The organism is Paenibacillus sp. OV219 (assembly GCF_900110075.1).
In the GTDB taxonomy this organism is placed as follows: domain Bacteria; phylum Bacillota; class Bacilli; order Paenibacillales; family Paenibacillaceae; genus Paenibacillus_Z.
Window position 1 is genome coordinate 73,258 of the sequence record NZ_FOCJ01000010.1, and the last position, 13,930, is coordinate 87,187.

Consider the following 13,930-nt stretch of genomic DNA (forward strand, 5'->3'; position numbering starts at 1 on the left):
AGCGGTTTCTACTATAATGATCCGGTAAAACGAAAGAGTGCTGGGGGCAAAGACATCTATGAGACTAGGCTGGTTAAGCAACCTGAGCATGAGGCGAAAGCTCTTCGTTTCCTACTTGGCTGTAATATTGATACCGCTTACGATACTTGGCGCGTATTCGTTCCAGCAATCGAAGCAACTGCAGGAACAGCAGGCGGAGCTTGTTCTTCAGGACAGCCTGCAGAAGATGGAAGATAGCTTGAATTACAAGCTGCAGCGGTTTAATTCAGCGATTGAGCTTATTGCGTTTAATCCGAATTTTGGCCGCATATTTAACGATGAATATTCCGATTATTTTTCCATGTACACCGACCTCAGTGAGAACGTTGATCCGCTGCTCGACACGACGTTAATCCTTAATCAGGATATTAAACGGATCATGATCTACACGGGCAACAATATTACGCCGCGCAAAAATTCGATTATGCCGATTACGACTGTCGAGCATGAGTTCTGGTATGACGAAGTGATGAATTCGGCGCAGACAAACTGGTATGTGCGGGATGGGCGCATTTTCGGCGTTAGGCGGATCTTTGGTGAATTAAGCGATGATCTGAAAAATATCGTTTACGTGGAGCTGAAGCCGGAATTCTTCACCTCACTAACCGATACGAGCGCGAAAAATTTCTCCATTATCGTTTCGAATACGCAGCAGCAGGTATTATACGCAAACCCGAAGGATGCGCTGCTGCCTGCAGGTGGTAAGGCGAAGGGGGATGAGGTCGTGCTGTCGCAGCCCTTGCGGGAAGCGAACTGGACGATCTCGCTGATCTATTCCTCTAAGGCGTTAACGATTAAGCCTTGGACCATCGTCCGGGCTACGATTGTGATCGAGAGTATCTGCTTCATCGTTCTACTCCTCATGATCTGGTTGCTCTCGCGGGGGTTTGTTAGACGAATTTATACGCTTAATCATAAAATGCGACTCGTGGAGCAAGGGGCGTTTACGACGACGAGTACTAATATTGTTCGTGCGAGATGAGATTGGGGAGCTTGAGCTGCGGTTCAGCAAAATGCTAGCTAGCATCAATATGCTCATTGAGGAAGGCTACAAGAACAAGATCAGTCAGAAAGAGGCTGAGCTGCGTGCGCTGCAATCGCAGATCAACCCGCATTTCCTATACAATGCGCTGTCGGTCATTAACTGGAAGGCGATTGCGGCAGGCTCGGAGGATATTAGCAATGTGGCCGGGCTGCTGTCGACGTTCTACCGTACATCGCTCAACAAAGGCAAAGATATGATGTCGGTCAGGGACGAGCTGCTCAATACGAAGTCCTACGTGGAGATGCAGCTTATTATGCACGATGACAATTTTGACGTTGTTTATCAGATTGATGAAGACGTTCTGGATCACCATATGATAAAGCTGGTGCTGCAGCCAATCGTGGAGAACGCCATTGAGCATGGCATCGACCAGAAGCGGTCGGGCAAAGGAGTTCTGCGAATGAGCGGGACACTCGAAGGTGGAGCTATCGTATTTAGGGTGGAGGACAACGGACCGGGTATGACGCAGGAGCTGGTGGACGAAGTGCTTGTACAGCAGTCCAAAGGCTATGGACTCTTCAATGTGCAGGAGCGCATCCGTGTGCAGTACGGTGGTGGATACGGGATCAGCATTAAGAGTGAGCTTGGCGAGGGAACCTGTGTAACGGTGAAACTACCCAAATAATTGATATATTCCGTAAAAAATTGCTAAATGGAAAATCCGACTCTCAGCGTCTGATCCCCCGCGGGGTAGAAATTCGTCGATAGTAACTGCTGAGAGACCGTATATGATCTCTCAGCTGATGAAAGCGGCGATTCCGGCGCTGAGAGCACATATATGATCTCTCGTGGTCCCGCAGCCGCACTAACGCTTATCTGTTGCGCTTAAATAACAATTTAATGCCCAAAAATATGACGGCGGCTATCATGATTATTGTCAGCGCTTGATAGATGAGATTGCTCCAAACGATGGTCAAAGCAGCATCACTCCTGATATGTTTATGGGGTTAATTGTAAACGTTTTTGATGGTTGTTATTCATTATAACGATTAACCACGCGCCAATACAAAGCCCCCTCGAGAATCTCTCAAGGGGGCTTCGTGTTGGGGTTTAAAAAATGAAGATGAAGGGCTCTTGCTCTGAAATTTGAAATCAGGTTCTGAGACTGATTTTAAACTTTATATGTGAACGGTATGCAGCTCTAGCACTTCGGCCAGAGGGGTATATGCATAACCAAGATCATCAGCTACAGCTTTGTACGTGACTTTTCCTTCTATAATGTTCGTGCCGCTTTGGAGAGCGGCGCTGTCCTTGATCGCACCAATTGCGCCTTTGCGGGCAATTTGCTTTGCGTAAGGCATCGTTGCGTTGGTAAGTCCGATGGTGGACGTCTGCGGCACCGCGCCGGGCATGTTCGCAACGGCGTAATGAATGACGCCATGCTTCACATAAGTTGGATTATCATGCGTCGTAATATGATCGATCGTCGCTACGTTGCCGCCTTGATCGATCGCAACGTCTACGATAACAGCGCCGCGTTTCATCGTTTTCACCATGTCCTCGGATACGAGCACAGGTGCTTTGGCGCCTGGAATAAGGACCGCGCAAATAAGTAGGTCCGCTTCGGCTACGCTTCGTGCGATATTGTGACGGCTCGAAACGAGCGTCTGCACTTGATTGCCGAACAGGTCTTCAAGCTGCCGCAAACGATTCGTGCTTAGGTCGAGAATGGTTACATCCGCACCAAGGCCGACTGCGATTTTCGCTGCATTGGTGCCAACGACACCGCCGCCGATAATCGTAACTTTGCCTCTCGCTACACCCGGGATGCCGGAGAGTAGAATACCGCGTCCGCCTTTGGAGCGTTCGAGCAGCTGTGAGCCGACTTGGGCAGCCATTCGTCCAGCTACCTCGCTCATTGGCGTGAGCAATGGCAGCGTTCCGCCTTCTTTGACGGTTTCATACGCGATTGCGGTTACTTTTGCATCGACCAGCGCCTTCGCTAAAGCCGGTTCTGCAGAAAGGTGCAAATAAGTAAAGAGAATTAAGTCTTCTCGGAAATAACCATATTCACTTGGCAGCGGTTCCTTTACTTTCACGATCATGTCCGCTTGCTGCCATACAGATTCGGCTTCCATCACAATCACGGCGCCGGATTGCGCGTAGTCGGCATCGGTAAATCCGCTCTCTAGGCCGGCGTTCGTCTCGACATAGACGGTATGGCCATCCTGCACGAATTCATACACGCCATAAGGCGTTACTCCGACACGACATTCATTGTTCTTTATTTCCTTCGGTACGCCGATCTTCATGATCTGTCGCTCCTCGACTCGTAATGGGAACCTTGCTTGATAACTCTATTATAAGATCGACAAACAGCTTATTCATCGTACAAAGTATCAAGTCATTTGACGGATTATTTTACAGTTGTGTATAGTTGGACTAGTTGATATAGACATAATGTCTAGTTGGAGGCGGAAAATATGGACACTAATTTGAAGTTTGATATTAGCCAGCTGCTCGCTAGGCCCATATTCCGCTCAGCGAAGCTGGTTGCCGGGCGGGAAGGGATGCATCGCCCCGTGGGCTGGGTGCATGTGCTTGAAATTACGAACGTGGCTCCATATGTGAGTCCGAACGATCTTATATTAACGACGGGACTGTGGCTGAAGCAGAATGAGCAGGACCGATTCGCATACATGAAGCAGCTGATTGATCAGCATGCGGCAGGGCTGTGCATTGAGATGGGCACGTCGGTTGACGCCATTCCGAAAGAAATTGTGGAACTAGCCGACCTGCACCATTTTCCGCTAATCGTGTTTGAACAGCCGGTCCGTTACGTTGAAATTACGCAGGACATTCATGCACTGCTCATTAACAGGCAGCATCAGTTCCTGAAGGAGCTCGAAGTCTATTCCCGCAAACTGCAGCGGCTGACGATTGAGAGCACGGGCATTGCGCAGATTTTGAGAGCTTTTCATGAGCAGACGGGACGGCAGGTGCTGTATTTCTCGTCGCTCGATCACAGCAGTATATTCTATCCTGCATTGACCGCGAAGGCGTCGAGCCCGATATCGAGCTTCCTGCAGCGGCAGATGGATGCCAGAGCGCTGTCGGCCAAAGACGTTTCCGTGCTGACGATGAATACGCAGCAGCTCCTTGTCGTTCAACCGGTCATCTGTTTCGGCCAGACCTTCTCCTACGTAGGCATTCTTCTGCACAACACGCCGGAAATAACGGAATCGCTTACCTTGCTGCTTGATTACACGACGAAGGCCGTCGCTGCTATAACTCTGAGGACAGAGTTTCTGGAAGAGAAGCTATCGCGTGACCATAACGAATTTATTCTCGACATCATGAACAACCGGATCGAGAACGAGGATCAGGCACAGGCGAGAATGGGGCTTCGACAGCTGAGCAAAGGGGAGTACCTGTTCGCCGGCGGAATCATCGAAATCCAGCATACAGCCGACACGGAGCCGATCACGATTGAAGCGGATAAGCAGGACCTGCTAATTCTAGTTAGGCAATTGCTCAAGAAGCATAGGCTGAACAGCTTGGTTATGATGCAAAATAACCGGATCTGCATGCTCTGTTCCAAAGAAGCGCTGCACAAGGATTCGCAGGCGAACCTTCAAGCGACGCTGCAGCGGCTGGTGGAGGAGCTGAGGGAGTCGGCGAATGAGTCGCATGCTTCGTCGCTCAAGCTGTATGCCGGGTTCGGCAAGCTGCGCGCACAAATCTCGGAATCTTCGCGAAGCTACGAGGAAGCGCAGCAAGTTATTGATGTGGCGCGGAATGTGGCGGCGTACGTGGGCTGCATATTCTATGATCAGCTAGGCGTCTATCAGCTGCTCAAAGCAGTGCCGAAGCTATCTTTTCTCACTTCATATGTAGAGGATCATTTAGGCGCGTTAATGGCTTACGACAGGGAGCATCATCTGCAGCTTATTGAGACGCTGGATGTGTATTTGGCCTGCATGGGCTCCAAGCAGGAGACGGCCACGAGGCTAAACATTCATCGGCAGACACTATATAATCGCTTAGATAAGCTGGCGATTCTGCTGGGGGAAGATTTTCTCGAGACGGATAAGAGGCGCTGCCTTGAGATGGCGCTTATGGCGTACAAACTGAAGTGACCTCATACTAGTACTCGGATTTACAGAGGATTTCTCAAGTACGCCATTCAACAATGGTGTCGCTGTGGCGGCCGATGACGGACAAAGCAGCTTTCGCCATGTATACTGAGAGCCTGGGGGTGAAGGGAATGGAGAAAAAGCAGAGCTTGTACTACGGCTGGGTCGTAGTCGGTATTGTTTTCTTATGTTTATTAGTTTCGGCGGCGATAAGCGCGGTGCCAAGCGTGCTGATGCTTCCGCTTGAGAAGGAGTTCGGCTGGGACCGCAGCGCGATATCCGGTGCCGCTTCCATACGAATTCTGCTGTACGGATTAATGGGTCCATTCTCCGCTGCCTTCATGGCACGGTTCGGCATCCGCAAAATAATGGTTATCTCGATGCTTATCTTGATATTCAGCTTATCGTTAACGCCGTTTATGACTACGATTTGGCAGATGACGCTGCTCTGGGGCGTTATGATCGGCATCGGCACGGGATCGCTCGCGAATGCGCTTGGCGTTTCGATTGCGAATCGCTGGTTCGTCAAATATAAAGGGCTCGTCATCGGCATGCTGACGGCGAGCGCCGCAACCGGGCAGCTGCTGTTCTTGCCGCTAATTGCGCGAATTACGGAGGATATCGGCTGGCGGTACGCCATCTACACCGTTATGGGCGTGCTCGTGTTGCTGACGCCGATCGTCGCACTCTGGATGCGCAATCATCCGTATGACGTTGGCGCAGCTGCACTAGGTACGGAAGAGATCGTAAAGCCGGTGCCGCTCGCAGGCAATCTGTTCCTCGCTCCGATTGCCGCCCTTACAGAGGCTGCGCGCAAAGGCACGTTCTGGCTGCTGGCTGGCACATTCTTCTTCTGCGGCTTCTCTACTAACGGCCTGATCGGCACGCACCTCATACCAGCTTGCGGCGATTATGGCATTCCCATCGCAACCGCAGCAGGTTTGCTCTCGCTGATGGGACTGTTCGACCTTGTCGGCACAACGCTGTCCGGTTGGCTGTCCGACCGAGTTGACGGCCGCTGGCTGCTGTTCTGGTACTACGGTCTGCGCGGGCTGTCGCTCATCTACTTGCCGCAGGCACTTGGCACGGGCTATACGCAGCTGACGATATTCGCCGTCTTCTATGGCTTGGACTGGATTGCGACGGTGCCGCCTACGGCGAAGCTCGCATCCGATACGTTTGGTAAGGAGAAGGCCGGCATGATCTTCGGCTGGATCGTCGTGGCGCACCAAGCAGGCGCTTCGTTCGCGGCGTATGAGGCGGGCTTCATGCGCGACTGGCTCGGCAGCTACACGGTGCCATTCGTCACCGCAGGCTTTGCTTGCTTGTTCGCTTCATTGATGGCGCTTCGCATCCGTAGAAGCAAGCTCGGGCAGACGACAGCTGTCGGCGCTTAAGTAGATCGTAGAGTAGGATGGATCACGTAGCCGATGGGCTCCATACGATAACAACAAAAAAAGCCGACCCAATAGGGCCGGCTTTCCTTCTATCAGCTATCAGTTGGTCGATAAACCGCCTGATAGATTGTTCCGGATGGAAGTGGATGCTCCCTCGGAATCTGCATGATTGATGAGCTTCTCCACCGATTTCAGATGCGCGCCGGACACTGGTGCGCTAGGTGAGTCGCTATTAACGGGCCGCTTCACAAAATAGAGCCGCTGCTGCACATCGTCAAAAAACTCGACTTGATCCATCTGCACGACATAACAGCGGTCCACTTTCTTAAACCCTTGTTCAACAAGAAAGCGTTCGTGCTCTTCAAAGGTAGAAATTTGACTATAAAGTCCTTCTCTCGTCTGGTAGTAAACCTCTCCGCGATAGCTGCGCATAAGAAGAACGTCTTCGAGATCAATAAAAATAATATCAAATTCTTTTTTATTGAACCTCTTAACGACCGGGATCTTCATGATACACGCCCTTCTTCAAAATTTCACGATGGAACGACAGCGACTGTGCCGACCAATTCTATGTAAGTTTAATTATAGCTTGTTTTTCCTCTATCTACCATGTGTAGAATAAAGAAAATTTTACAATTTTTATATAAAAACAGCTCTTCCCGCAAAAACTGCGTTCAGAGCTGTTTCTTCGCGGTGACAGCAAGGGGCAGCGCTCCGATTATTTATTCGCGTGCGTGTAGACTTGCCAAGTTACGCCAAACTTATCAGTCAATACAGCGTACGCGGGGCTGAAGAACGTCTCCGTAAGCGGCATATGCACCTGACCGCCTACTGGGAGTGCTTCGTAGATTTGGCGGGAGCGCTCAATATCTGTGGACGAGATGCAGATCGTCACTTGATTGCCGATCGCAAACGGCGTGCCTGGAAAGTTATCGGAGAACATCAGATCGGTTTCGCCGACGCGAACCATCGCGTGTCCGACAAGGCCCTTCGCTTCTTCAGCCAATGGGAATTCCGGATTCTCCGGCATTTCACCGAATGTTTGCAGGAAAAGAACCTCCGCACCCAAAGCTTCTTTATAGAACTCAATCGCTTCCTTCGTATTGCCGTCCATCACCAGATAAGGCTCTAATTTCATCGTCATTGCGATAATCTCTCCTTCGTTATAGTAGGTCACTGTCTTCAGTATTGCCGACAGGATCATCATAATATAACGAACATATGTTTGCAATATGATTTTATTTTTGTGAAGATACCGTCAGTGTTACTGGCGCGGATTGCAGTTTTTCGACAACAACACAGTTCATGCAGCTGTTTAAGCGGCATCTCGGCGCCATGCCTCTTTCAGTATCGAATCATGCAGCGGAAGGAGTGAATTGTACCGTAAATAGATATGAATCCGACTTATCCACTGAGTTATCCCCACTGCTAACAGCCTGCAATATGAAGAAACTTGAACTATTTTCGCGACTGTAAACATATCCACAACTCTAGTTATCCACATATGAATAGCGAGCTAGTTCCATAGAAAGGTACTTCATGCTTGCGTTCTCACCCTAAAGTAGGAGTGCCACTCAGAGACCCCGATTCGACGTGTCGAAAAATTGTCTAATCGTGACGAATTTTGTTTCAGTTTGAGATGAATCTCTGCTACTATTAGAAAAGGTGTCAACGAACTTAAAAAGTTTCTAAAATTTCTATAAACTTTTAAAGCAATCTTGATCTGGATATACTATATTGAATATATATTAACCATAGAATGAGTGGTGTTAATAATGAATGCAATGGACCGAGTACCTCTATATCAGAAGATTCAAGATTATATTCGCAGCCTGATCAACTCGGACGGCCTAAAAGAAGGCGATCGCATTCCGACTGAGAAGGAGCTTATGGAGCGCTTCAATGTCAGTAAAATCACCGTCGTCAATGCACTTACGGGCTTAGCCAATGAAAATGTTATCACGCGCGTGCCAGGAAGAGGGAGCTTCGTAAGTAGTCAAGCAAGCATGATGAATGCTGTGGAGACGAGGCCTGCTGCAAGCAGTGTGGTGGTTCGTCATGAGCCGGTTGCTCGGGCGAGCACGAAGTCTGGAATTATAGGGCTCATCTTGCCTTCGATCTATGATTATTTTGCCGCACGGCTGACCCAAGGTGTGCAGAGAGCACTCATGGAGAAGGGCTATCGGACAGTCATTATGCTTTCGAACAGTGTGCTCTCGGTTGAGAATGAGGCTATTCAGACGCTAATGGATATGGGTGCGGAAGGGATGCTGATCTTCCCGGTTGATGAGGAGCAGTACAATGTCGAGATTCTCGGCATGAAGCTGTCCGGTTATCCATTCATTCTTATTGACCGTTACTTGCCTGGCGTCGAAACACACTACATTGCCGGTGACGGCCGTACGGGAGCAGAGCTTGCAGTCGACCATCTATGGGAGCTGGGTCATCGGGAAATTGCGATTTGCTCCGATTCGCCGATTCAGACCGTGACCGTTCAAGAGCGGATTCAAGGGTACATGGACGCGCTCAAGAAGAAGGGGGCGCTCATTAATCCGGCACATATCATTACGGAGTTCGCGCCGTTCAACGAAGTGAAAGAGGATCACCCGCTGTACCGTTATATCCGCAATCGGATGGCGACGGCTTACATTACGCTGAACAGCAAGCTTGGTATGCACGTGTACCGAATTGCGCGGCAGTGCGGATTATCGGTGCCGGATGACCTATCGCTCGTCAGCTTCGACGATCCGACAGCGATTGCAGAGGATATGAGCATGTTTACGCATGTGAAGCAGTACGAGTACGAAATTGGCTACGAGGCAGCGAACAAGCTGATCGAGGTTATCAACGATAAGCAAGCAGCAGAGCACAAGTACAGCAAAGTGATTGTTAAACCTGAACTTGTCGTACGGCAGTCGACAGGTCCACTGAAACCTGTGAAGTAAGTAGAGTCGGGGCTGAGCAGAGTTCACCCGGGGGCAGATGAAGAAGAAACTTTCCGAAGGGAGAGCTTCTTCTTTTTTTGCACAATAATAATGTTGCGTGTATATTGAATATATATTATATTAAGATTCAAGTTATTGAAAGCGTTTGCCAGCTTAAGCGGACATGGGATGGATGGAATCTTAAACAGTAAATATGCTGCGGAAAAGGGGATTTAGATGCCTTACGAAACCGTTAAATTTGATCAGATGCGGTCCATGCTTGGGAGATTGCAGGAATATATATATCACCCAGTAGCTACATTGACGGCTACAGCTTGGGTAACCAAAGAGCCAGTTCCTTACGCGGAGCGTATGTCGGGACTGTGTCTGGAAGTGGCTGCAGGTGAGCGGTGGGGCGAGCTTTGGGATTGTGCTTGGTTTCATTTTGCCGGTCAGGTGCCGATCGATGCGCGCGGGTCCAAAGTCGTGCTTCTCATTGATGTAAACGGAGAGCTGTGCTTGGTTGATGAGGCGGGTACTCCGGTGCAGGGTCTGACGAACATTAATTCGGAGTTCGATTATTCGCTCGGCCTGCCGGGCAAGCGTGTTGTCCACATTAACGAATCGTCCACTGGGGACGAAACGATTGATCTGTGGGGCGATGCTGGCTGCAACGACTTGTTTGGCCGGTACCGCAGTGGCACGCTCAAGGAAGCGGTTATCGCGATCTGCCGCGAGAACGTCCGCGAGCTCTACTACGACGCGGAAGTGCTGCTGGAAACGGCAGAGAAGCTGCCGCAAGGCTCCGCGCGGAAGGAGAAGATCGCCCGCGCGCTTTATGAAGCGACGCTCATTCTCACGGAGATGACTGATGAGCGCATCGCGAAGGCGAGCGCCTTGCTTGGCGAACAGCTGGCGAAGCGCGGAGGCGATCCGGTGCTAATGATCAGTGCCGTCGGCCATGCACATATTGATTTGGCGTGGCTGTGGCCAATTCGGGAAACGATTCGCAAAGGTGCGCGGACGTTCTCGACTGCGCTGCGGATGATGGAGCGCTATCCGGATTATATCTTCGGGGCGAGCCAGCCACAGCTCTATGAGTGGGTGAAGACGCACTATCCTGCCCTGTATGAACAGGTTAAGGAGCGTGTGAAGGAAGGGCGCTGGGAACCGCAAGGCGCGATGTGGGTGGAATCCGACACGAACGTGCCAGGCGGGGAAGCGCTCGTAAGGCAAGTTCTGTATGGCAAGCGATATTTCTTGCAAGAATTCGGCCAAGAGATGAAGTCGTTGTGGATGCCGGATGTGTTCGGCTACACGGCGAGCTTGCCGCAGATCTTGAGCAAATCCGGCGTCGATTACATGATGACGCAGAAGCTGTCATGGAGCACCTACAACCGTCATCCGCATCACACGTTCATGTGGGAAGGAATCGACGGCTCCAAGGTGCTGACACATATGCCACCGGAGGACACCTACAACAGTCCGGCTGCGCCGCGTTCAATCGTGAAGGCGGAGGCGGAATATCTCGACAAGAATGTATCTGATCACGCACTCATGCTGTTCGGTATCGGCGACGGTGGCGGAGGTCCGGGTGAAGAGCACCTGGAGAGACTGGCGCGGGAAAAGAATCTGCTCGGACTCAGTCCGGTCGTACAGGAGCCTTCCTCGGCATTCTTCGAGAAGCTCGCCGAGAAGCAGGCGAGCTACCAGACATGGCGCGGAGAGCTGTACCTGGAGAAGCATCAAGGAACGCTGACAAGCCAAGCGCGGAACAAGCGTTATAACCGCAAGTTGGAGAAAGCGCTTCGCGAGCTTGAGTTCGCTGCGGTGCTGGCCCGTACTTTATGCGGCATCGCTTATCCGCAGGCAGAGCTGGAGGAAATCTGGAAGGAAGTGCTGTTGTACCAGTTCCATGATATTCTCCCAGGCTCCTCCATTAAGCGGGTGTACGACGAGTCGCTCGAGCGGTACGCGCTGTTGCTGGAACGGGTGGAAGCTATGGTTGCGGAGAAATATGAAGCGATCGCGCAGCAGCGTACAGCTTCACCGGTTGCGGTCGCAGCAGTTGCAGCTACGGCATCGGCTCCAGCAGGGGATGTGCTCACCGTATTTAACTCTTTGCCGTGGGAGCGCGCCGAGTGGATCGAGCGTGTAGATGGAAGCTGGCAGCGTGTTACAGTGCCTGCAATGGGTATCGCATCGGCGGCGGTTTGCAGTGGCGAGACTGAGGCAGCAGCGGAGCAGTCCGCAGCGCCTGCAACGCCAATCGTGTGCACCGATCTTCGCGCGATTGAGAATGAGCTTCTGAAGGTTACCTTTGGCGAGGATGGAGCCATTGTTTCCGTATTTGATAAAGTACACAATCGCGAGGTAATCGCAATTGGCGAGCGTGCCAACTTGCTGCAGGTGTACGACGACAAAGGCGATGCGTGGGACTTCCGCCAAGATTACCGCGAGACCGGCGGCCTGTCGCTCGCGCTAATCGAGTCGTCATCCTTCGAGTCTGGGCCGACTGCAGGAGTGATCCACTGCTATCAGTATGGCGAGTCCGTTCTCATTCAGAAGGTTGTGCTGACCGAGGGCAGCCGACGCATTGATTTCGTAACGACCGTCGATTGGAAGGAAGAGGAGAAGATGCTCCGCACCTCCTTCCCGCTAAACGTTCGTTCGGAACGCGCCGCATGCGAAATCCAGTTCGGTTATTTGAACCGCCAAACCCACCGCAACACAATGTGGGACTACGCCAAGGACGAAATTTGCGCGCATCAATATGTCGACCTGTCCGAGCCAGGCTACGGCGCAGCGCTGCTTAACGATTGCAAATACGGCTACCGCGCTGAGGGCAGTACACTCGATCTGAACCTGCTGCGCAGCCCGAAATATCCGGATCCGGAAGCGGATCAGGCGGAGCATATGTTCACTTACTCGCTCTATCCGCATGCCGGTGATCATGTAGCAGCCGAGGTTTATAAGCAAGGCTATGAACTGAACGTACCTCTCCGAACTGCAAGTGTCGGAGGTTCGCATGTGCAGCAAGCATCGGCGGCGCAATCCTTCTTCCAGTCAGCTCACCCAGGCATCATGATTGAAGCGGTGAAGAAGGCGGAAGACAGTGATGCCATTATCGTTCGTCTATACGAGACAAGCGGCGCATCCGTACAATCGGCGCTTCGCGTCGGCCTGCCGCTCCAAGATGCATGGTTGACTGATTTAATGGAAAACAAGCAGGAGCAGTTGGAAGCTACGGATGGCAGCGTACCACTCACATTCACGCCATTCGAGATCAAGACTGTAATGCTGACCATTTCAGATAAATGAGTCGGTGAGTTCGCTGAATAAAGCAAAAGCGCAAGGAGCGAATAGTCGCTCCTTGCGCTTCTTTGTGCTTCCTTACAAACGCTTATCAGCATTAATCTAATCTGAGTAGCGGATGAACGACAGCAGCAGATCCTGCCTGTGATCGCCGAAGTTTGCGCCGAACAGGTTAAGTCCGCGACAGTTCGCCGCATCCTCGGCGACTTCGAGACGGACGCGGATTGGCTTGTTGTACTGCAGATCAAGCGACGCGATGGTCACCTCGGAGGAGGCTGAACCGTTCACCAGGCTGCCTGAAGCGGTAATGCGCCATTCGGTGAGCTCGCCGTATTCAGTGCCGCTCCACTTGTCGGGTGTCAGCTTGCCTTTACGATCGCCGAGGTCCCCGGGGCTTGTGAAGACGCCGACTAGCTGGTCGTTGATGAACAGCGAGATGTCCGAAGGCCAGTCCATCTGGAAGTGCGGCGCCTCCGAGCAGAGCTCCGCGCTGAACCACAGCTCGTCAATCGTTACGCCAGGTGGCATCGGGTTGGCAAAATAATATTCGAAATAGCCTGCGCCGGAAAACCAGAGCAGCGATGAATCCACTCGTTCCGGCAAATAGAAGGCGCGCGGATCGTCGACGGAACCGACGTAGGAGCCGTCCCGTGTCACAATGCCGCAGGTCGGCTGGGTCATACAGTGGGCATACATGCCGATCGGCATATGGAGCTCTTCCGTGCGGTGCAGTCCCTCACCGAGCTTGACGGGCAACTCGAGCAGGATGGAGCGTCCGGTGACTGAGCATATTTTCTCTCGATTCGCGCCGGTTGTGGACGAGACGAGTTCCACGCTCTCGAGGATTTGTACATTAATGGAGATTGTCGGCTGCGCTACACCGAGCGCTTCCGCAAGCTGGCTGACGCTCATCGGCTTCTCGCCGAGCGCTTCCAGAATGCGTACCCGAACGTCACCAGATAACGCCTTTGCCACGTCGACAATGCGGGAGGAGGGGTATCTAATTGTGTCTTGTTTGATTTCGTTCATTGGCTTCACTTGACCAGCCCTTCAAATCGTTATAGAGGTAGTGTACTCGAAAATCGTTATATTGTAAAAGTATAATATACATATTGATTAAACTATATAGGGGTG

General features: G+C 51.6%; 10 protein-coding genes. 6 read left to right on the top strand and 4 right to left on the bottom strand.

What is annotated here, in order from left to right; all coding sequences use genetic code 11:
• The first annotated feature begins 58 nt into the window (after positions 1-58).
• Entirely contained in the window at positions 59-1,021 is a 963-nt protein-coding gene (locus BMY11_RS22360) for a hypothetical protein (protein ID WP_090581544.1), read from the top strand.
• On the top strand, positions 1,011-1,709 hold the full coding sequence (locus tag BMY11_RS22365) for a sensor histidine kinase (RefSeq protein ID WP_256217714.1): 699 nt from the start codon (positions 1,011-1,013) through the stop codon (positions 1,707-1,709). Before BMY11_RS22360 ends, BMY11_RS22365 begins: the two co-directional genes overlap by 11 nt.
• Before the next feature lie 493 nt (positions 1,710-2,202).
• On the opposite strand, the gene ald is transcribed toward BMY11_RS22365, so the two are convergent.
• Complete coding sequence (gene ald, locus BMY11_RS22370) at positions 2,203-3,336, bottom strand: alanine dehydrogenase (RefSeq protein ID WP_090581548.1); 1,134 nt, start codon at positions 3,334-3,336, stop codon at positions 2,203-2,205.
• Positions 3,337-3,507: 171 nt separating this feature from the next.
• Between ald and BMY11_RS22375 the strand changes: the two genes are divergently transcribed.
• Positions 3,508-5,163 carry a PucR family transcriptional regulator gene (locus BMY11_RS22375; protein WP_090581550.1) on the top strand — a complete coding sequence of 552 codons (1,656 nt, stop codon included), beginning with the start codon at positions 3,508-3,510 and terminating at the stop codon, positions 5,161-5,163.
• A 128-nt stretch (positions 5,164-5,291) separates the two neighbouring features.
• Positions 5,292-6,557: an MFS transporter gene (locus BMY11_RS22380; protein WP_090581736.1), complete on the top strand. Its 1,266-nt coding sequence runs from the start codon at positions 5,292-5,294 to the stop codon at positions 6,555-6,557.
• A gap of 99 nt (positions 6,558-6,656) precedes the next feature.
• On the opposite strand, the gene BMY11_RS22385 is transcribed toward BMY11_RS22380, so the two are convergent.
• The gene (locus BMY11_RS22385; RefSeq protein ID WP_090581552.1) at positions 6,657-7,067 is read right to left on the bottom strand and encodes a LytTR family transcriptional regulator DNA-binding domain-containing protein; all 411 of its coding nucleotides are present in this window, start codon (positions 7,065-7,067) and stop codon (positions 6,657-6,659) included.
• 208 nt (positions 7,068-7,275) lie between these two features.
• Positions 7,276-7,701 (bottom strand): VOC family protein, encoded by a 426-nt coding sequence (locus tag BMY11_RS22390; protein WP_090581554.1) that lies wholly within the window; start codon positions 7,699-7,701, stop codon positions 7,276-7,278.
• A 631-nt stretch (positions 7,702-8,332) separates the two neighbouring features.
• On the opposite strand from BMY11_RS22390, the gene BMY11_RS22395 reads away from it, so the two are divergent.
• Both BMY11_RS22395 and BMY11_RS22400 read left to right on the top strand, forming a co-directional pair.
• Positions 8,333-9,502: a GntR family transcriptional regulator gene (locus tag BMY11_RS22395; RefSeq protein WP_090581556.1), complete on the top strand. Its 1,170-nt coding sequence runs from the start codon at positions 8,333-8,335 to the stop codon at positions 9,500-9,502.
• A gap of 216 nt (positions 9,503-9,718) precedes the next feature.
• Positions 9,719-12,802: an alpha-mannosidase gene (locus BMY11_RS22400; RefSeq protein WP_090581558.1), complete on the top strand. Its 3,084-nt coding sequence runs from the start codon at positions 9,719-9,721 to the stop codon at positions 12,800-12,802.
• Positions 12,803-12,898: 96 nt separating this feature from the next.
• On the opposite strand, the gene BMY11_RS22405 is transcribed toward BMY11_RS22400, so the two are convergent.
• Positions 12,899-13,825, bottom strand: a complete 927-nt coding sequence (locus BMY11_RS22405; RefSeq protein WP_090581738.1) for an ArsR/SmtB family transcription factor — start codon at positions 13,823-13,825, stop codon at positions 12,899-12,901.
• Positions 13,826-13,930 lie beyond the last annotated feature (105 nt).

Bases quoted from the DNA above. Each gene is read 5' to 3' on its own strand.
- BMY11_RS22405 (WP_090581738.1), bottom strand. From the start codon at position 13,825: ATGAACGAAATCAAACAAGACACAATTAGATACCCCTCCTCCCGCATT.
- BMY11_RS22400 (WP_090581558.1), top strand. From the start codon at position 9,719: ATGCCTTACGAAACCGTTAAATTTGATCAGATGCGGTCCATGCTTGGG.
- BMY11_RS22380 (WP_090581736.1), top strand. From the start codon at position 5,292: ATGGAGAAAAAGCAGAGCTTGTACTACGGCTGGGTCGTAGTCGGTATT.
- BMY11_RS22360 (WP_090581544.1), top strand. From the start codon at position 59: ATGAGACTAGGCTGGTTAAGCAACCTGAGCATGAGGCGAAAGCTCTTC.
- BMY11_RS22385 (WP_090581552.1), bottom strand. From the start codon at position 7,067: ATGAAGATCCCGGTCGTTAAGAGGTTCAATAAAAAAGAATTTGATATT.
- BMY11_RS22395 (WP_090581556.1), top strand. From the start codon at position 8,333: ATGAATGCAATGGACCGAGTACCTCTATATCAGAAGATTCAAGATTAT.
- ald (WP_090581548.1), bottom strand. From the start codon at position 3,336: ATGAAGATCGGCGTACCGAAGGAAATAAAGAACAATGAATGTCGTGTC.
- BMY11_RS22390 (WP_090581554.1), bottom strand. From the start codon at position 7,701: ATGACGATGAAATTAGAGCCTTATCTGGTGATGGACGGCAATACGAAG.
- BMY11_RS22375 (WP_090581550.1), top strand. From the start codon at position 3,508: ATGGACACTAATTTGAAGTTTGATATTAGCCAGCTGCTCGCTAGGCCC.